Below are 19662 nucleotides of genomic sequence, written 5' to 3'. Positions count from 1 at the left end.
GCTTACCGCCCCCAAAGGATCATGAAGCCCCAAATCAATTGACTAAGGAGCCATAAAAGAACCAACATCTGTACTGATACACGTAAAACAGTACATTTCATATAATCGGTAGTTACCGTCCAGATACCTATCCAGGCATGCAACGTTAATGCAAGCAATGCTAAGGCAGTTGCAATTTGCACCACTGGATTGACAAATAAGTTATGCCATTGATCATAACTCAACCCCGGATGCAACAATAAAAATCCAAAAAAGAAAAACACATATACTGCGAAATATACCGCTGTAACACGTTGAACTAACCAATCTTTTAACCCATTGCCTGTTAAGCTGGTGACATTAGTTACCATATCCAGAATCCTAGTAAAATTGACAAAATAACGGCAAGAACTATTACTAAAACAGCAGTACGCCGACCAGCATTAAGATGCTCACCAAATCCCAAATCCATAATCATATGACGGATACCTGCAAGCACGTGATAAATCAATGCAGCCCCAAAGGCCCATAAGATCAACTTATAGCACGGATGTGTTAACAATGCCTTCATCTGTGCAAAAGTCTCTGCCGATTGCACTGATTGGCCAAAAATAAACAACATTATTGGCAATAATAGGAATAAAACTACCCCTGAAATCCTATGCAATATTGATGCAATTGCCATTGGGGGAAATTTTAAACTACCCAAATCAAGATTAACGGGTCTTTTCTTGTTCACTGTTAGTTTCTTCCTTAATTGAAGTTATAAAAGGACGCACGAATGCGAAGTATAGCACTCTGTTTTTATCACGCAAGATTAAGTCATAATGTGTGGAGATATAACGGTTTAAATGACCAAAATTTAATCGAAATTTAGTGGGTTAGCCAATAACCTAGTGTAGCCTGGTGCCTGCGGTTTAGGATTCTTTCTTTAAAATGTTATTTTATTAACCAGATCCTGGTTGCGGGCAACCAGGATTGTCTTTAATTTGTAAAATAAGTGACAGCCCCTTAAATCTTCATTCCTGGCGATTTATGTGGTTGTCTAAAGGTTGAGCGTGGCGCCTCAGGAGGATAGCCATATTTTTCTGCATTTTGTTTCACAATCTGCAGATAACGTTCGCCCCAAGCTCCTGGGTCGAAGTTAGTAACGACCACGTTATAATTCAAGTTAATGATTGATTCAAAAGCTTTTCTTTGGGATAGTAAGTGACCGCCAAAAGCAACTTGTACTTCGACTTCCGTACTAACCCCCCCAGACTTCAAGCGTTCGACTAAAATGTAAATCATTTTTTCTATTGTATAAAATAATTTACACATAGACATGCCGGAATTAATCATATCTTCGCCTTTGGAAGTAGAAAGTTTCGAGCCGTAGTCATGGATATCATAAACAAACTCATATTCCTGAGTTCCAGGAATAAGTTCTGGCTTAATCACTATAGGTGGTGATACTGGTGGAATAGTAGGAGAAATAATATAAAGATGGAAATCAGCCCAGTGCCACCAAATCTGATAAACACGTTCTACTAAAGCTACGGGATCATTAAGATCTGCTTCCATCTCCAATTTGCGCAAATCAATGCTGCGCTCCTCGGGCATATCTGCTAAAGGATCAATATTGCTGTCATCTGATGCATTGGCCATGTATTAGTACCCAATGTAATGCTTTTGTTTATAATTATATATTAGCCCATATTTCAAAAATGAGCACCAAAGTTGGATTACATAGTGGTAAAAAAGATGTAAAAAAACAATAAAAACAGTGAGTAGGCCCTAAAGGTACTTTCATCAAAACAAAAAATGGTCCAGATGATATAGCCTATGTTAGCGCAATTCGGGGACGAAGCCTGATTCAAGAACCGCTCTCGTATTAGGCCCTTAGGACGATGTGATTTGATATTGATAATATTCAGGAGCATTGATGCGACATTTAAAGCAAGTACTCTGGCAATTTGCTTTTTCCTGGCATTTACGAATCACGCCTTTTTTTATCCATAGATCCAACATAGGCTGTAACGCGGGTAAGTCTAAATGAAACTCACGGGTTAACTGTTGGGTACTGACCACTCCCTGTCGGCAAATATAATCACGTATTTGCAATAACATTTTGCCCTCCCAGCATGCGTTTATTAAAATGCCACAAAATGGGAACCAAGATTAACGCCAATACAGCAACTAAAAGCCAATAGATACCATGTGGTGAATGTTGCACAAATTTAGCTCCTTGGTAAAACCCCACTGCGGCCAAATAAGCAGCAATAAAGGACCAAATAACCGACATCCACATAAATTTTTTATTTGCTTCCTGACGAATAACCGCCATGGTAGATACACATGGAATATATAAAAGCACAAATAATAAATAGGCATAAGCGCCAATTTGTCCATCAAAACGCTGCGCCATAATGCCATAAACTGACTGCGACACAGGATTATCTGCCGCACTGGCTAAGACCGGATTAGCGAGTGCGCTATCTAATTGCAATAAATTGTTTGGCACAGACCATAATGCCGCCTTAATTCCGCCCCAAAAATCAAAACTTGCCGCAGCAATTTCGCCTAGGTGCCCTGCTTGCGCATAAAGAGAGTTTAGCGTACCCACCACAACTTCCTTGGCTAACATTCCAGTTAACAAGCCCACAGTAGCTGGCCAATTATCAGGAGAAATACCCATAGGAGTAAATACCGGAGTTAGCCATTGCCCCATTATTGACAATAAGGATTCGCTGCTGGCTTCTGACGAATTAATACCACCGCCTAAGGTAATAGCATTTAAAGCGCCTAAAATCACACAAATGGGGATGATTAATTTACCTGCGCGAAGCACAAAAAAGCGCAAGCGCATGGTGGTTTCTTTAAGCAAGCGGCGCATCGATGGTTTGTGGTAGGCCGGTAATTCTAAAATTAGTGGCGAAGAATTTCCTTTAAGCAGGGATTTACGTAAAATAAAACCTGTAAGAATGGCCATTAAAATACCAATCAGATATAAAGAAAAAACGACATTTTGTCCACCAGAAGGGAAAAAAGCCGCCACAAATACCGCATAAATGGCTAAACGTGCGCTGCATGACATAAAAGGGCTCATCATCACGGTAAGCAATCGATCGCGCTCTGAATCTAACGTGCGTGCTGCCATAATCGCTGGAACATTACACCCAAAACCTACAATCATGGGTACAAAAGATTTACCCGGCAACCCTAAAACGCGCATGACTTTATCCACAACAAAAGCTGCTCGAGCCATGTATCCAGAGGTTTCTAATAAAGATAAAAAGAAAAACATAGCAGCAATAACCGGAATAAAAGTTAAGGTGGTATTAATCCCCTTACCAATTCCATTCGCCAAAATAGCAATAAGCCAGTTCGGAGCATGAATTTGCTGCATCAGCCAAGCAACCCCCTGGACAAAAATGGTATCGGTACTGATATCAAAAAAGTCTTGGAATGCTCCACCTATATTGATGGCAAATAAAAACATTAAGTACATGACACCAAAAAAGATGGGTAATGCCCAAAAACGATGCAATACAATGCGATCCAGTTTCGCTGTAAAATTTTCACTCGCGTCACTGCGCTTGCGTTGCACGGAGGTAACTAGCTCATGAATTTTCTGATAACGAGCATCAGCCAATAATACATCAAGCCCCAAATCACCGGTATTCAATGTCGATAAGATCTGCGTTATGCGCTCATTGACCAATATCACATCACCCTCAGCGATTCTTCGGGAAAAATAGTAGGCTAATGATTGACTATACCCCTCATCAATTAAGGCCTTTTCTATGTCCATTAAGCCTTGTTGTACTAAAGAAGATAAAGGAAGAGTCCAGGGTAAGATGACTTGTGGTAGTGTGACTAAAGCCTGCTCCAAGGCAGTTAATCCTATTTTTTTATGCGCCTGAATAGGAATTACTGGGCAACCTAGCCGCCGTGCCAAGTCATTCACATCAATTGAAATACCTCGTTGCTCTGCGATGTCAATCATATTTAACGCAATAATAACGGGTTTTCCTAACTCTAAAATCTGGCTGGTCAAATACAAATGACGCTCTAAATGACATGCATCAACTACATTAATAATGCAATCTGCCTGCATGGTTGCCACTGATTGTGCAGCGATTTGTTCATCCTGGCTGACTCCGCCGGAGTTAGCCACTAAAGAATAAACTCCAGGTAAATCAGTGATGTTAATTACTTGTTTTTCTAAAGAAAAAGATCCCGTCTTCTTTTCTACAGTAACCCCAGGCCAATTGCCGATACGCTGATTATCACCAGTTAATGCATTGAATAAGGTGGTTTTACCACAATTGGGATTGCCTACTAATAAAACGTGGGTCATATACGCTCCAAAATCAATTGGCTTGCCTCTTCTTTACGCAAAGTCAATGAAGTGCCTCGCACATCAATTTGGATGGGACAACCCAACGGCGCCATGCGGATGACAACAAACTCTGTCCCACAGGTAACTCCTAAAGACAGAAGTCTGCGTCTGTATTGCACATCAGTAGCTCCATAGCTCATTAATCGAGCACGGTCGCCTGGAGTTAATTCAGTTATCCTGGTCATGGAATAATCAAACGATGTTAAAACCTTAGGTATATTCTAACACAAATGATATCGAGAATCATTCTCATTTAAGAAAATAATTCAACAACCGGTTGCCACGGAAGCACTACTATTAAGTTAAGAAAATGGCTCTACGCTTACATGAAAATGTTCTTTGTCTCATCCATAGAAACCAGCTCATAAAATCCATATACCAGCGCTACAATAAGGACAATTTTAAGATAAAATGCAAGACGAGTAGTTCGATATAAACTATACAAATAAGCAAAAGGATGCCTATAAATTAGTGTGCGTAATATTTTTTTACACACTGGTGTGGGGATTCCATCCATAGCTTGTTCATGAATGCGAACACTGGGGCCATGGTTTGCTTCAATAATCGCACCGGCGGAGCGTTCGATCGGCACATTAATATCAGCACACTGCACATCAAAGCCGACTAAAGTCAGGCCTAATGCTTTGGCCGCACGTACAAAAAGTTTCTTATTTTCTTTGCAAATTTGTTTCCCTAAGGAAATATAAGTTCCACCGCGAGTCGCATTAGAGGTATAACCTACGGTAACCCATTCTCCTTTTTTAGGAACATAATTCAAATCAATATTTAACTCTTTTAAGCGAATGTTAAATTCTGTATCAATAGAAATCGGCCCTAGCGTATCATTTATTTTTTGGCGTTGGTTATTGGCTATTTCTACAAGCTCCTGCAAATTATGTTTGCCATCACCTATTAAATGAGCTGGGTGACGTAAAACAACCCCAATCACCTTATTTTTTAATACCAATACGCGATAAGATTGTAAATTGCCAAGATACTCCTGAATCAATAAGGATTCATACTTTACATATTGTTCGCGCAAATGCTCTTCCAGTTGCTCCATATTTTGTATATTGCAGAGTACATCTTCTCCAAGCCCTCCTGTAACAGGTTTTACAACCAAAGGAAATGACAGCTCAGAAATGACCTCCTCAAGCGCCCCCTCTTGGAATTGATCCCGGTCAAGAGCGGTTGTATGAGGCACCGGTAAACCCGCTTTTTCCAAAATACAATTAGTGGCATATTTATTTTTGGAAACCATTGCGTTGGTATAGCTATTTAATGGGGTAACCGCACGGAAAAAAAAGTACTGTTTTGTACCTAAAGAAAGTTCTAAGGTACCAAATTCAGAATTATAAATAACCGGAAAATGCATTTCCAAAGCATGTTTGTAATAGCATTCCGTATTTTTATTCAGGGAAAACAACAGATTTCCTTATGTAAAATATATGCAAATGATTATTATCTAAACTGAGTTCATTTGACAATAAGATTTTTTTAACTCACTATTTAAATCATACATATCAATAGGTTCTTTCATGCCTGATGATTTAACCCCCTATCGTTATCCTAACAGTTATCTTGTCAAAACCTTAAATAAGAAAGGACCTTGTTCATCTTACATTGATGAATATGGAAAACAATTTATCCAATATGCAGCGCAACAAAAGGCCCCCGTTTTAGAACTGGGAGCAGCTTACGGTTTTGTCGCCATTGAAGCGTTAAAAGCTGGAGCGACCCTCATTGCTAATGATCTGGAGCCACGGCATCTCGATATCTTATATAAAAATACCCCTAATGAGTGTCGCTCACGGTTAACCCTCTTGCCCGGAGAGTTTCCCAACGCGATTAATTTGCCTAATGAAAGTATTGCTGGCTGTTATATTTCTCATATGCTCGGCTATTTGGCTCTCGATAATTTATTAATAGGATTTATGAAGCTCTATCAATGGCTTAAACCTGGAGCCCTGTTATTTATTTTATCTTCCTCGCCCTATCGTGCTGTCTATAAAGATCTTATTCCTCTCTATGAACAACGTGTTCGGGAACATCAACAATGGCCTGGTTATTTTACTGACATAAAGCAACTCATTAGTGGCAAGCTTGCCCGTTATGCGGCTGCAAATACATTACACTTTATAGATGACAAAGTCTTAAGCCGTGAATTAAAGCGGGTGGGATTTGTAATAAAAGAAGCTAAATTATATCCACGTAAAGATTTGTCCAAAAAAGTTACGTTTGACGGCCGAGAAGGAGTCATTGTTATTGCTCAAAAACCATAGAGATAAATTTTATCGTAATCGCTTATCAAGTAAGGGAATTTTATGGGAAAAGTTCAAGTTTCTTTCAGCTTTGTTAACCAAGAAAAACTGCCCTTAATTATACGACCACAAAACCAACAACCATTAACGGCAGAGCACCTGGTGCAATTTCTTAATGAAGAAAATACATTATTTCAAGAGCAGTTATTGAAACATGGCGCCATATTATTTCGTGATTTTCAAGTCAACTCTCCTGATGCATTTTTGAATGTAATTAATGCTTGTGCTTTAGGTACAGTTTTTGATTATGATTTCTGCACCGTTCCCCGCACAAAAATTCAAAAAGGAGTTTATACCTCCATTAATTACACGCAAAAAGCAATTCCTATGCATAATGAAAAGGCATATGACTATGATACACCAAGCCATATCTATTTTAATTGCGCCCAACCGTCTGAGACGGGAGGATGTACCCCCCTAATTGATGGTAATAAATTATGGTTTTCTCTTCCTGCCCCCCTAAAGAATAAACTGGAACTTCATGGTGTGATGTATTGTCGCTATTTTTATGGCGAAGGAATAAAACTTAAATTAATCCGCAAAATAGGCGGAGGAATTAATTGCCGAACATGGATGGAGCTATTTGAGACTCAAGAAAAAAGCGTCGTTGATGAGATACTCGCCGATACAATTTATCAACATGAGTGGACTATAGGAAATGGCTTAATCACTAAAAAAACAATGCCTCCTTATCGCCACCATCCCATATCCGGTAAAGTAGTTTGGTTTAACCAGTGCCACAATCTTAATCGTTATTATAGTACCAACACCAATTTTGTTGCTTTGAAGGTAAAAAATCCTATTGCTCGTTATATTATGCAGCTACCTAGCTTATCCCCATTAATCGCTCGTTTTGGCAATGGGGAGCATTTTGCAAAACATGAAATCGCAACCATTGAGCAATTGATGCTTGAGCAACAAGTAATGACTCCATGGCAAAAAGGTGATGTAATGGTTGTAGATAACTACTCTTGCTTGCATGGAAAAACAGCCCATACAGGTAAGCGCTTAATTTTAGTTGGCATGTCCCAAAGACCGACCGATGTATCCAATGTAGTCGACCCTAATTTAGAGTAAGAAAAATGATCAACAAAAAAGAATTCGCGATTGGAGAGTTATACTATGTAAATGAACTTGAAGTTTCTATCCTAATTAAAGAGATATACGGGCTAGATGCTTATTTACGAGATTTTCTCACTTTAGAACCCAATTCAGTAATCTTTGATATAGGGGCCAATATAGGTATTTTTTCTTTATATGCTTTATATCAATGTGATGAACAAGCAAAAATCTACAGCTTCGAGCCCATCCCCACCACATTTGAATGCTTGCGCAATAATTTAGCCCCTTTTGGAGATAAAGTGCAGGTTTATAATATGGGAATTGGTAATGTTGCCGAAGAATGTATGGTTGAATTTACCCTTTTTGGCGCAGCAACAGCCACCGCAACTTATCGACCGGAAGATAAAATTATTTCAAATTTTCAACCCCAATTGAATTATGATACCTTGCTGAAGCTTTCGAGCCGGCGAGATCGAAAGTTATATTATTTATTAAAATACCTGCCTTTTATGCGCAATTATCTTATTAAAAAGAATTATCAGAAGAGAACAGCAGCGCATAAAGTCAAATGCAAACTTGAATCTCTAGGACGTTTTATTGAAAAAAATAATATTGACCGCATCGATTTTTTAAAAGTAGATGTTGAGGGGGCTGAATTTGAAGTCATTAAAAGTATTTCCCCACCTCAGTTTTCCATGATAAAACAGTTGGCCATCGAGGTTCATGATATTAAACATCGTGTTGAACATCTGGCCGCCTTTCTCGAAGAAAAAGGATATGAGATAAAAATATACCGAAGCCCAGTTATGGAAAGGCTGGGATTTAACCATCACATGGTTTATGCCAGACAGAACGTAATTGGCTTATAAGCAGTCACGAGGTATGTACATTTCGTCATGGCAAGCTTTGGGAGGCAACCCAAAACGATGCTTTGTTAAGACTCAGTACTGGGTTGTTTTACTTTGTTCGCGATGAGGACAGTTTTTTTAATTAATTACATTACGTTTGGCCTCGCCCCCAACTTACCCCATCTCTTGCACTTCACGCTTAGGATGACGGCTTAAATAATCAACCGATTGCATTTCCATCAGCCGGCTGCGGGTGCGCTTAAACATTTCCAACAACTCACCCTTTAGATATAACTGCTCAATAGGGACTGCAGCGCTAATAATAATATTGACTCCGCGGTCATACATTACATCAATAAAGTGAATAAACATAATTGTCTGTAAGGTATGATTTTCTGTTAATTCCGGTACTCCACTGATAAAAATAGAATCAAACTTGTCTGCAAGTTCTAAATAATCTAATTGGCTACGCGGTAAATTGCATACCACATTAAAGTCAAACCAAATGGACTTATCACCTCGCTCCAGATAAGGAATATCACGATTTTGGATTAAAATCTCCCCTGGTCCTTGAGTGGGAGTCGCTAAACTTAGGAATTGCTGTTTCATCTTCTCCTGAGTTTGTGGACTTAAAGGGAACAAATAAGCATCAACTAATGGTTCACGCCCTACCCGATAATCTCTTAGCTCGTTGAGATTTAAAACCTGACAATTTTTATTAATCGCGGTAATCGCAGGCAAAAACCGCTTACGGTGCACTCCATTTTTATACAGATCGTCAGGCTTGGTATTTGATGAGATGACTAAGATGACACCATGTGCGATTAAAGCCTGTAATAGCTCCGCTAAAATCATCGCATAGGCTACGTCATGCACCAAAAATTCATCAAAGCATAGCACGCGAATGGATTTTGATAATTTCTTTGCAACATGCTGTAGAGGATCTTTTTGTCCCTGTAAGCGCCGTAGCTGAGCATCAACTTGCTGCATAAAATGATGAAAATGGAAACGTGCTTTTTGGCTTTCCGCGATGTGGTCATAAAAAAGATCAACCAAATAGGTTTTACCTGCACCTACAGGCCCATAGATATACAAACCCTGGATATGAGGCTTACGTATCCAGGAAAACCAAGATGTGTTTGCCTTTTCTAAATCATTTGCCAGTCGCTCCATATGAGCCAAAATATCTCGCTGTAAGGGATCATCATTAATCTCACCGCGCTCAATCGCAGCATCATAATAGGCCGTTAAGGTCATATGAGCTTTACCTGTGTGCTAAGATACTCTGCCAGTTTATTCTTAAGCTCGATTAACTTTCCATGAAAAAAATGCGTTGTCTCAGCAAAACGAATCACTGGTATTTCTGGTTGAGATTGAGCCGCAAAATCAAAGACCATATCAGGTGGCACCACCTCATCCTCTTCCCCTTGTATAATTAACCAAGGATAAGGTGCTGGATTAAATTCCTTATAATCATAATGATGTACCGCCGGTGCTACACTAATCAGCAGTTGGTGCTCGCACTGGGCTGCGACGCGATAAGTCACATAAGAGCCAAAAGAAAAACCAGCAAAAATAAACTGGGCCTCAGGCTGCTCCTTTTGCCAAGCTTGAACTAAAGCAAGCATATCCTCACTTTCACCAATTCCCGCGTCATAAACACCTTCAGATTGACCTACCCCACGAAAATTGAATCGCAATGAGGGTATACCTAAGTCTTTGAATGTGCGCGCTAAAGTAGTCACTACTTTATTGGTCATTGTGCCGCCCTGCAAGGAATGAGGATGTCCCAAAAAAGCAATGTAGTTGGAAACGCATTGCTGCGGAACGGTCAAAACAGCTTCCAATTGACCAACCACCCCTTGTAAATTTAAAGCATGCTCGCCGGGGGTAGCTAATTTTTCAGTGATTTGCATAAAAAACCTGTTATTATAACGAGCATAAATGATAACTCAGAATCAAAGATGATGAAAATGCATAACGAACAAAAAGAATCCGCTACTCCTAGAGAAACCCAGGCAGCACTCAGGTCGAAGCGCTTTATTCTATTAGTCGTGGTGCCAGCCGTTGTACTTGTTTTTGGAATAACATTATATCTTTTCGGTGGACGCTATGTTTCTACCGACAATGCCTATGTCAAAGCCGATTTAATTCCTCTTAGCCCTCAAGTTTCCGGTGTCATCCAAGAAGTGTTTGTCCAGGAAAATCAAAGAGTGAAAAAAGGCCAGCTACTTTACCGCATCGATCAGCGCCCCTATAAAGTTGCTCTAGCAAAAGCAGAGTCTAAATTGGCCCAAGTAAGTATCGATATTAAAGCACTCAAAGCCAATTACCTTGAAAAGAAAGCAGAAATTGCTTTAGCGCGTACCAAATATAATTTCTCTTTACGCAATAAACAGCGTCAGTTAGACCTGGCAGAAAAGCATTTTGCGTCTCAATCCAGTCTGGATGAAGCGAGTGAAAGCGCTGAAGTTGCAGCCCAACAAATCGTCACCACAGAACATAGCCTGCAAAGCCTGGCAGAATCACTTGCGGGCAGCATTAATGCCCCGGTAGAGCAGCATCCGACTTATCTGGTAGCCAAAGCCGAATTGGAGCAAGCGCAACTTGACTTGGAACACACCGAAGTAAAAGCTCCAGTCTCTGGAACCATAAATATCCCACCTAAAAAAGGTCAATATGTCACTCAAGGAGCAATCGCTATGTCTCTGGTGGCTCATGAGCATCCATGGATTGAAGCAAACTTTACCGAAAAAGAATTAACTTACGTACGACCAGGACAAAAGGTAACCGCTTCGGTAGATATTTACCCTGGGCAGAAATGGACTGGTGTAGTTCAAAGCATTAGCCCTGCAACTGGTTCTGAATTTTCCATCATTCCTGCCCAAAATGCCACAGGAAACTGGGTTAAAATCGCACAACGAGTTGCAGTGCGGATTCAATTAAATCACAGTCCAAACAGCCCGCAACTACGCTCGGGCTTAAGCTCATGGGTGGAGATTGATACAGAGCATAAACGTTATGCACTTAAATAATAATCATGCTAGAAAATAATCCGAGCTCAACAAATAGATTATTCATTACGTTATCAATAATGCTTGCTACCGTAATGCAATCACTAGACACCACCATTGCCAATGTGGCTTTGCCTCACATGCAAGGAGGAATGGGAGCTACTCAAGAACAGATTTCCTGGGTACTTACCTCCTATATTGTTGCCGCAGCAATTTTCACACCGCTAACGGGTTTTTTAGGTGATCATTTCGGTCGCCGGCGTATTTTCATTTGGTCGGTGATTGGTTTCACTGTTGCCTCCATGTTATGTGGTGCGGCTCAAACACTCCCACAAATTATTTTATTCCGTTTACTTCAAGGAATTTTTGGCGCAAGTTTGGTCCCCTTATCTCAATCGGTTTTACTGGATACCTATCCTCCTGAAAAACATGGCTCGGCTATGGCAATGTGGGGCATGGGGGTCATGGTTGGCCCAATTCTTGGCCCATCTTTAGGTGGGTGGTTAACTGAGTACTACAATTGGCGTTGGGTATTTTATATCAATTTACCTTTTGGTATCTTTGCCTGGTTAGGTTTGACCATGTACCTGCAAGAAAATAAACTGAAACTTGGTAAGCATTTCGACATGATGGGCTTTGCGTTTTTAAGTATCGCTATTGGCGCATTACAATTATTCCTAGATCGCGGCGAATCGCTAGATTGGCTTAATAGTGATGAAATCATTATTGAAGGACTTATTGCACTTATCTGTTTGTATTTATTTGTGGCTCATATTCTTACCTCACGTAGTCCATTTATTGAACCAGCAATGTTTAAGGATCGTAACTTTAGTGTCGGGCTAGTATTTATCTTCATCATCGGCATTATTCTTTTGGCAACCATGGCACTAATGCCCCCGTACATGCAAGGCTTACTAAATTACCCAGTAATTGATGTAGGGCTACTCCTAGCACCCCGTGGCTTAGGAACTATGACCGCCATGATGGTTGTCGGTAAACTCTCTGGGAAAGTAGATACACGCTACCAAATTTTTCTCGGGCTAATTCTTACAGGTTATTCCTTATGGATGATGACTTTATTCAATGCCAATATTAGTGGTCATGACATTGTTTTAAGTGGTGTTATCCAAGGGCTTGGCTTAGGTTTTATTTTTGTACCTCTCTCTACTCTGTCTTTTGCTACTTTACCACCGCAATATCGTAATGATGGTACTGCTTTATTTAGTCTATTACGAAATATCGGCAGCAGCATTGGGATTTCCATCGTCATGACCAAATTAGCGCAAAGCACGCAAATAAATCATGCGGCCTATGCTAATTTTATAACCCCTTTTAATATGAATTTACAGCAAGCCAGTCAATTGGGAATTTATTCGGTAAACTCACTTAGCGGTCTAGTTTCCCTTAATGCAGAGGTCACCCGTCAAGCAACTCTGATGGCTTATTTACAAGACTTTCGCTTTATGATGTGGCTTGTTTTATGTGCTTTACCTTTATTACTTCTCTTAAAGGCCCCGACAAAGAACGCTAAGAAAGAAACCCCCTCTCAGTTACTGGAGTTTGAGCTTTGAGACGAAGGTTGTATGTCGCTTAAAATATCAGCATGGCATGCGCCATCCAGGTAAGCTCATCTTCTCAATTATCTAAATTTGAACTATGATACCTAAGGCTGTTAATTGCTTAAAATAATAGGATTATCAGCTCATTGGCGCGCTGACCTCAAGTAAGCATTCAGCAAACAACACGGCAGCGACCCCTTATTATTCAATTTATGGAGGACTTGATCCATGCGACAGGTACCTGAGTCATTTTTTATTAGTCATGCGCAACTTAGTCTACTAAGGAGTGCCGCATGAAAGTTACTGATTTTAAACGTAAAAAACTAGAACGGCAAAAAATTGCCATGCTTACTTGTTATGATTATCCATCGGCCTGCACTATTGCCGAATCCGACATTGACTGTGTTCTTGTTGGCGATTCAGTAGCAATGACAGTACATGGCCATGAGACCACTATTACGGCAACCATGGACATGATGGCTCTGCACACAGAAGCAGTAGCTCGCGGCTTAAAACAGCAATTTTTAATTACTGACCTACCTTTTCTAAGTCATAAAATTTCTCTGGCTCAAACCGTTGAAAACGTAACCCGCCTTTTGCGTGCAGGAGCGCATGCTGTGAAGATTGAAGGGGGCGATGTGGATACGTGCAAAACCATTAACCATCTCGTAACGGCTGGTGTTCCGGTGATTGGGCATATAGGCTTAACGCCACAATCGATTCACCAATTAGGCGGTTTTAAGGTTCAGGGAAAAAGCCAGGAACAAGCAGATATGCTGTTGCAACAGGCCCTTGAACTAGAACAAGCAGGTTGCTTTGCTCTCGTTATTGAATGCGTACCCCAACAGGTGGCCAAGCGCATTACCGAATCATTGAGTATCCCCACAATTGGGATTGGTGCTGGTATCGATACGGACGGGCAAGTCCTGGTTTGGCATGATATGTTAGGCCTGCAAACCAGCCATAACTTTAAATTTGTTAAACGTTACGCTCAGGGTAAAGAAGTATTGCTTGAGGCGATCAATGCTTATGCGCATCAGGTACATCAAGTGAGTTTCCCAACACCTGAGTACGCATTCTAGATGCAGGTTTAACTTAAAAATATTTAATGGCGCCAACTTAAGAAGTTATTGCAGAGAAACGCGTAGGTTAGACTGATAAGTCTAGCCTACATTGTTATGCTAACTCCAAGCTAGGCTTTCAGCCCAGCCTTCACTCATCAAGACATGTGTAGAACCAATGCTTGGCCTCATTATTATGACACTTACAAAACATGTAGGAGTAATTCATGCAAATTTTTCATAATCTTCAAGAATGGTCTAACTTTCGAAAACAGCTTTCTGCTGAGCAAACTATTGGCTTTGCACCAACCATGGGCAACTTACATGCGGGGCATGCCTCCCTATTTTTAGCCAGCCAAAAAGAAAATCACTACACCGCTACTACTTTATTTGTTAACCCCACCCAATTTAACCAGGCTGAGGACTATAAGCACTACCCGCGTACGTTAGAGGCGGATATAGGCATCATGGAAGCCTCAGGAGTCGATTTTTGTATTTTGCCTACGGAGCAGGCAATGTATCCGGATCAATATAATTATCAAGTTCATGAACATAAACTTTGCCAGCTTATGGAAGGAGCTCATCGTCCAGGCCATTTTAATGGTGTATTAACCGTGGTGATGAAATTACTGAATTTGGTTAAGCCTCATAAAGCCTATTTTGGAGAAAAAGATTACCAGCAATATTTACTGATCCGTGGAATGGTTAAGGCCTTTTTTATGGATGTAGACATTATCCCCTGCCCTATTATTCGTGAGGCCAGCGGTTTAGCCTATAGCTCACGTAATAATCGTTTAAACAAAGAAGAGAAGGCTTTAGCTGAGATCTTTGCGCAATTATTTCAACAGAAAGAGAAATCTTGCGCGCAAATTCATGCGGACATAACTGCAAAGGGCATCGCTGTTGAATATATTGAGGAATACGAAAACCGTCGTTTTGCGGCCGTACGCATTGGCGATATTCGTTTAATTGATAATTATTGTTTGTAATTTTTGAGCTCATTTAGCCTGGTTGCTCGCGAGCAACCAGGCTATGCTCAGCTAACCTATGAGATTACAATAACTCAGGTATAGCCCCTGGCTGCACCACGTTATCAACTGTAGCAACTTGAGGTACTTGCTGATAACCTGACGCAACTAGGGTTGATTGAGCAGGGATGCCTGCCCACTGAGTATTCTCGGGAAGACATTCGCCTTTCATTAACAAAGAAAGACTTCCCAAAGTAGAATTATTTTCCATTACGGTATTATAAAGCACGATTGACCCTGTACCTATATTACACCCCGAATGAATGGTTACATTGGATACTTTAAATATGCGATCTTCATACAGATGTGTTTGAATGATGGTTTCTGCATTAATGCATACATCATCACCAATAGTAATTAAGTCAAATTCAGAAAACTCAGCACTATCAGTAAATACCCGTTTTCCAGCCTTAGTACCTAAACAACGGTGAATCCAAAGAGCAAATGGGGTACCTAAAATCTTATTTGTTAAATGAGGATTGGTGTAATAATTATAAGAATATTCAATTACATCATTCTTCCAAATGAATGGATCCCAAATAGGTTTTGTTAAGGGCTTCAATTTGCCCAAAAGAAGCCATTTTAAGCCTACTAAAACTCCAACCATGCATATAGTAAGGAAGAGCTCAGAAACAGGCAATACAAGCGCTGTAAGGCCCCAAGAATAGTTTGTTAACATATAATCTAGGATATAAAGCATGTTAAACAAAACGATTAATGAAAAAGAGGTAGGTAAAATTATTCGCAAAAACTCGATGAGCAAACGTGTGCAATATAGTTTTTTGGAGGGGTAGAACGTCTCTTTATCAGAAAAGCCCACAAAGACTTCGCGTTTGGGCAAATAAACAGCTGGAGATCCTAGCCATGCAGAGTTAACCTCTGTGGCTTTATCACCTGGAGGTGTTATGGAAAGGCATCCAAGCAATGCGCGCTCACCTAATTCTTTACCTGAGGAGAGTAAACTAACATTTCCAACAAAACCACGACGGCCAACTGAAACTGGAGCAAAATTAATGGCGCCTTGATAAACATGAGGCCAAGCTAAAGCCACGGAGCTTGCCGTAAACCCCCCTTCCTCAATCGTTACTAAGTCGGGAATAATGTGAGGAGTCTCACCCATCTCTACGCTTTTCCCCAGTTTAGCACCAAGAAGACGCAAAAAAGCGGGTAAATAAAGAGTATCAGCCATTACGGAGATTTCATCGCTATCCAGCATTTTTACAATAATCCAATGACGAAGATAGTAAAAGCTTTTCAATGGATACTGCCCTGGTTTTATCTTATCCATAATAATTTTTTTACAGACAATGGTACACAGGTAATACAAACTTAAAAAAACCACAGAGCCCAGAGGAACTGCGAAGAAAATCGTTGTAAAATAACTACCTTGATCATAATAATAGCTAATAAAGGAAATCGCAGGAATCAGGCATAAATAAAACATGACCATCACAAAAACGATGCCTAGATAATGTAAAATACCAAACACTGTATTTTCTAACATCGTTGATTTTTCAACTTCTACTTTTTTCCTGGTGATGTGATCAGCCGGTAGTGTTCCAGAAACCGCGGGCGAGCCAGAAAAATAGGCCCCTTGAGATATATAGCTCTGCTCAGGTAACATAGACATGTCATCCAATACGGCATTATCTTCAATGACACTGTTTAAACCAATTACAGCCCGAGAGCCAATGTAGCAATTATCACCAATAGTAATAGTCCCTATCTTCAACCAGCCATCTTCAACAATATAGCCATAGAGCCGACTATCTGTATTAATTGAGGTATTATCACCAATGACTAAAAGATCATGGGCTGCGATCTGCATGGAGCCAATATGGCAATTTTTACCTATTTTCGCCCCTAAGAGCCGATAATAAATTCTAGCCAAAGGAGATCCCACTAAATACTTGGCTAAAAATAAGTTTTTTTGCAGTTTCTGTACTAACCACCAGCGGTAATAGAACCAACCCCAAAGCGGATATTCGCCCGGCTTCACCCGGCCTAATAAAATCCACTTCATAGCCACAGTAATCATTAAGGAAATAATGGGTAAGGATAAAAATAAGGCTAGAAAGGCTAACTGTGATTCACGAGAAATAATTGAATATTCTGAAGTCACCCAACTGTAACATAAAACTACCGCCAATAATTGGAGGGTACCCACCGCATATTGCAATAAACAACCAAAAAATTGCCCAACACCACATAGATAATATTTCCATTGGGGAGCACGATATTTGGGCTTTTGTTCTACTTCCTGAGTTTCATTTACATTAATATTTTTAAATTTTTGCTCGAGCTGGCTAATCGTAGGGTTTTTATATAAATCCAAAATCGATATATTGCGTAAGGCAGAAATTCTTCGTAAATTAGAAATTGCTTTGGCCGCCAGCAAGGAATGTCCACCTAAATCATAAAAAAAGTCAGCATCTACTGAAATTTTAGGATAATCAAGTACCTTCTCCCAAACATGAGCAATTTCCTTTGCTAATTCAGACTTAGGCGCAATATAAACGGTCTCTGCTTTAGTTTGAGTTGGTTTAGGTAAGGCCTTACGATTTACTTTGCCACTCGATAGGACAGGAAAAGACTCTACCACCTCAGTAATAGCTGGAATCATATAATCTGGTACATTAGCCTTTAAGAAGGACTTGAGCCCACTGGCATCAAAATTCGTATTTTTTTCGTGTACCACATAAGCGACCAGGGTTGGCTGATCTAAGGTTTGCAACGATACTACCGCTTGCTTAATGCCAGGATATCGCATCATTACCGCTTCAATTTCGTTAAGCTCAATGCGAAATCCACGTAACTTTACCTGATCATCAATACGTCCAGCAAAGCGTATATCACCACATTCTGTTTTTGAGGCTAAATCACCCGTGCGGTACAAACGTTGTTGATTTGCTGGATTAATTACAAATTTCTCGGCTGTATTTTCTGGACGATTAACATACCCTCGAGCTAGAGCCAGGCCACTAATACATAGCTCACCTTCCTCGCCATCCTCAACTTCGTTTAACTGCTCATCAACAATCAAAACCTCATAACCAGGAAGTGGTTTGCCTATGGTAATTTCTTTTTCTGGATGACATTCAGCATAAGTAGCAATAACAGTCGCTTCGGTAGGACCATATGTATTAATAATTCTAAGCCCTTTACGGCTCCAGTTTTTAACTAAACTGGCAGGGCAAGTTTCACCGCCTAAAATTAATAAACGTAAATCGGGTAATTGTCCTTCTAAAGTAGCCATTAAGGTTGGAACCGTAGACAATACACTAACTTGGTGTTGCTGTAAGAAAGAAATTAAGCCCAAGCCTGAGCGAACTTCTTTTGCAGTGCAGGCAATCAAAGTGGCACCATTGGCAAAAGCCATCCACACCTCTTCTAATGAGGCATCAAAAGCTAAAGAAAAACCTTGATAAACACGATCATTGCAGGTTATCTCATAAAGATCACTTGCCACTTTTACATAATGACAAATACTGCTTTGTGGAATTTCAACTCCTTTGGGCTTACCAGTTGAGCCCGAAGTGTAAATCACATAGCATAAATCATCCGCACTATCTTCATTTAGTGTTGTAGCTAATCTTTTGGTGGGTTGTTGCGAAAGTTCTTCATTAAGCTTATCAAGAGCAAAAGTCTTTGGCCATACTAGTTTTTTTTGCGCTAATTGAGTTGAGGAAGTTAATACGGCGGTAAATGGCAGGTCAGAAAAAATGTAATTAATTCGTTCCTCAGGATAATCCACTTCAATAGGAACATAGGCTGCCCCTGCTTTTAAAGTAGCGAGGATAGCTATATAACACTCCACTGAGCGTTCTAAAAGAATACCGACAATACTGCCTTTTGATACATTGTTTTTAACAAGATAATGAGCTAACTGGTTAGCACGACATTCTAATTCTTGGTATGAAATAAAAGCATTATCGCAAATTAAGGCAATATTGCTCGAAAAGCTATCGACTGATCGCTCAAAAAAATGATGCAACTGCATAGTGTTATCACCGGATGAAAAACTCAAGTTGGCTTGCTCCTGCTAAAGGCACCATTTCCACGACTTTATTGATTTTTGCTTATAAAAAAAGCACAGAAAACCACATACTTTAAATATATTATATTTAGCATCAATAGTAAAAGGCTTATGAAAAAAACACAGAAGCGGAGCTAATTTGGAGAGATTATAATTCTTTCTTGTCTGACAAGCGACACTCTAGGCTATAAATATTTTTTAAAATCACGTAGCTACATAGACTACAGTAATTTTCTGTATTTTTACATTTCTTATCGAGGATTAATTAGGCATATTGGCTTTAAATAATCACTCCCTTTCTTGTTCATTGTCCTACAAAGCTTATAACGAAGGAGCGTTTGAATAGAGCGCGTATGTCTCATTCATAGCT

17 protein-coding genes are annotated in these 19662 nt (G+C 40.0%); 7 read left to right on the top strand and 10 right to left on the bottom strand.

Annotation, left to right across the window (positions count from 1 at the left end):
* Positions 1-2: 2 nt before the first annotated feature.
* The 7 genes from sdhD to BN3124_RS02845 form a co-directional block, all read right to left on the bottom strand.
* Positions 3-350 carry a succinate dehydrogenase, hydrophobic membrane anchor protein gene (gene sdhD, locus BN3124_RS02875; RefSeq protein WP_058533369.1) on the bottom strand — a complete coding sequence of 116 codons (348 nt, stop codon included), beginning with the start codon at positions 348-350 and terminating at the stop codon, positions 3-5.
* On the bottom strand, positions 344-718 hold the full coding sequence (sdhC, locus tag BN3124_RS02870; RefSeq protein WP_058533368.1) for a succinate dehydrogenase, cytochrome b556 subunit: 375 nt from the start codon (positions 716-718) through the stop codon (positions 344-346). The genes sdhD and sdhC overlap by 7 nt, the downstream gene beginning before the upstream one ends.
* A 272-nt stretch (positions 719-990) precedes the next feature.
* Positions 991-1581 (bottom strand): virulence factor, encoded by a 591-nt coding sequence (locus BN3124_RS02865; RefSeq protein WP_149865199.1) that lies wholly within the window; start codon positions 1579-1581, stop codon positions 991-993.
* A 279-nt stretch (positions 1582-1860) separates the two neighbouring features.
* Positions 1861-2088, bottom strand: coding sequence for a FeoC-like transcriptional regulator (locus tag BN3124_RS02860; RefSeq protein WP_058533366.1), 228 nt, complete (start codon positions 2086-2088; stop codon positions 1861-1863).
* Positions 2069-4321 carry a Fe(2+) transporter permease subunit FeoB gene (gene feoB, locus BN3124_RS02855; protein ID WP_058533365.1) on the bottom strand — a complete coding sequence of 751 codons (2253 nt, stop codon included), beginning with the start codon at positions 4319-4321 and terminating at the stop codon, positions 2069-2071. Before feoB ends, BN3124_RS02860 begins: the two co-directional genes overlap by 20 nt.
* Complete coding sequence (locus BN3124_RS02850; RefSeq protein WP_058533364.1) at positions 4318-4548, bottom strand: FeoA family protein; 231 nt, start codon at positions 4546-4548, stop codon at positions 4318-4320. Before BN3124_RS02850 ends, feoB begins: the two co-directional genes overlap by 4 nt.
* Before the next feature lie 137 nt (positions 4549-4685).
* Entirely contained in the window at positions 4686-5789 is a 1104-nt protein-coding gene (locus tag BN3124_RS02845) for a UDP-N-acetylmuramyl peptide synthase (protein ID WP_230849055.1), read from the bottom strand.
* Between the two features lie 112 nt (positions 5790-5901).
* On the opposite strand from BN3124_RS02845, the gene BN3124_RS02840 reads away from it, so the two are divergent.
* Genes BN3124_RS02840 through BN3124_RS02830 form a run of 3 tightly spaced genes read left to right on the top strand, consistent with a single transcriptional unit; the run spans position 5902 to position 8615 of the window.
* On the top strand, positions 5902-6645 hold the full coding sequence (locus BN3124_RS02840; RefSeq protein ID WP_058533363.1) for a class I SAM-dependent methyltransferase: 744 nt from the start codon (positions 5902-5904) through the stop codon (positions 6643-6645).
* Positions 6646-6687: 42 nt separating this feature from the next.
* Positions 6688-7761 carry a TauD/TfdA family dioxygenase gene (locus BN3124_RS02835; RefSeq protein WP_058533362.1) on the top strand — a complete coding sequence of 358 codons (1074 nt, stop codon included), beginning with the start codon at positions 6688-6690 and terminating at the stop codon, positions 7759-7761.
* A gap of 5 nt (positions 7762-7766) precedes the next feature.
* On the top strand, positions 7767-8615 hold the full coding sequence (locus tag BN3124_RS02830; protein ID WP_058533361.1) for an FkbM family methyltransferase: 849 nt from the start codon (positions 7767-7769) through the stop codon (positions 8613-8615).
* Positions 8616-8768: 153 nt separating this feature from the next.
* Here BN3124_RS02830 and zapE read toward each other — a convergent pair whose 3' ends face one another.
* Together zapE and BN3124_RS02820 are read right to left on the bottom strand one after the other, a co-directional pair.
* Positions 8769-9851: a cell division protein ZapE gene (zapE, locus tag BN3124_RS02825; RefSeq protein ID WP_058533360.1), complete on the bottom strand. Its 1083-nt coding sequence runs from the start codon at positions 9849-9851 to the stop codon at positions 8769-8771.
* Positions 9848-10510 (bottom strand): alpha/beta hydrolase, encoded by a 663-nt coding sequence (locus BN3124_RS02820; protein WP_058533359.1) that lies wholly within the window; start codon positions 10508-10510, stop codon positions 9848-9850. Before BN3124_RS02820 ends, zapE begins: the two co-directional genes overlap by 4 nt.
* Positions 10511-10558: 48 nt before the next feature.
* On the opposite strand from BN3124_RS02820, the gene BN3124_RS02815 reads away from it, so the two are divergent.
* The 4 genes from BN3124_RS02815 to panC all read left to right on the top strand — a co-directional run bounded on the left by BN3124_RS02815 (position 10559) and on the right by panC (position 15217).
* Complete coding sequence (locus tag BN3124_RS02815) at positions 10559-11629, top strand: HlyD family secretion protein (RefSeq protein WP_058533358.1); 1071 nt, start codon at positions 10559-10561, stop codon at positions 11627-11629.
* 5 nt (positions 11630-11634) lie between these two features.
* Positions 11635-13179 (top strand): DHA2 family efflux MFS transporter permease subunit, encoded by a 1545-nt coding sequence (locus BN3124_RS02810; protein WP_058533357.1) that lies wholly within the window; start codon positions 11635-11637, stop codon positions 13177-13179.
* Between the two features lie 281 nt (positions 13180-13460).
* On the top strand, positions 13461-14249 hold the full coding sequence (gene panB, locus BN3124_RS02805; protein WP_058533356.1) for a 3-methyl-2-oxobutanoate hydroxymethyltransferase: 789 nt from the start codon (positions 13461-13463) through the stop codon (positions 14247-14249).
* A 206-nt stretch (positions 14250-14455) separates the two neighbouring features.
* Positions 14456-15217 (top strand): pantoate--beta-alanine ligase, encoded by a 762-nt coding sequence (panC, locus tag BN3124_RS02800; protein ID WP_058533355.1) that lies wholly within the window; start codon positions 14456-14458, stop codon positions 15215-15217.
* A gap of 64 nt (positions 15218-15281) precedes the next feature.
* Here panC and BN3124_RS02795 read toward each other — a convergent pair whose 3' ends face one another.
* Positions 15282-19283 carry a Pls/PosA family non-ribosomal peptide synthetase gene (locus BN3124_RS02795; protein ID WP_230849054.1) on the bottom strand — a complete coding sequence of 1334 codons (4002 nt, stop codon included), beginning with the start codon at positions 19281-19283 and terminating at the stop codon, positions 15282-15284.
* Positions 19284-19662: the final 379 nt, after the last annotated feature.

Origin of the sequence: Legionella saoudiensis (assembly GCF_001465875.1) — a bacterium.
In the GTDB taxonomy this organism is placed as follows: Bacteria; Pseudomonadota; Gammaproteobacteria; order Legionellales; family Legionellaceae; genus Legionella; species Legionella saoudiensis.
Note: the sequence above shows the minus strand (reverse complement) of the source record. Positions and strands in the feature narration are given on the sequence as shown.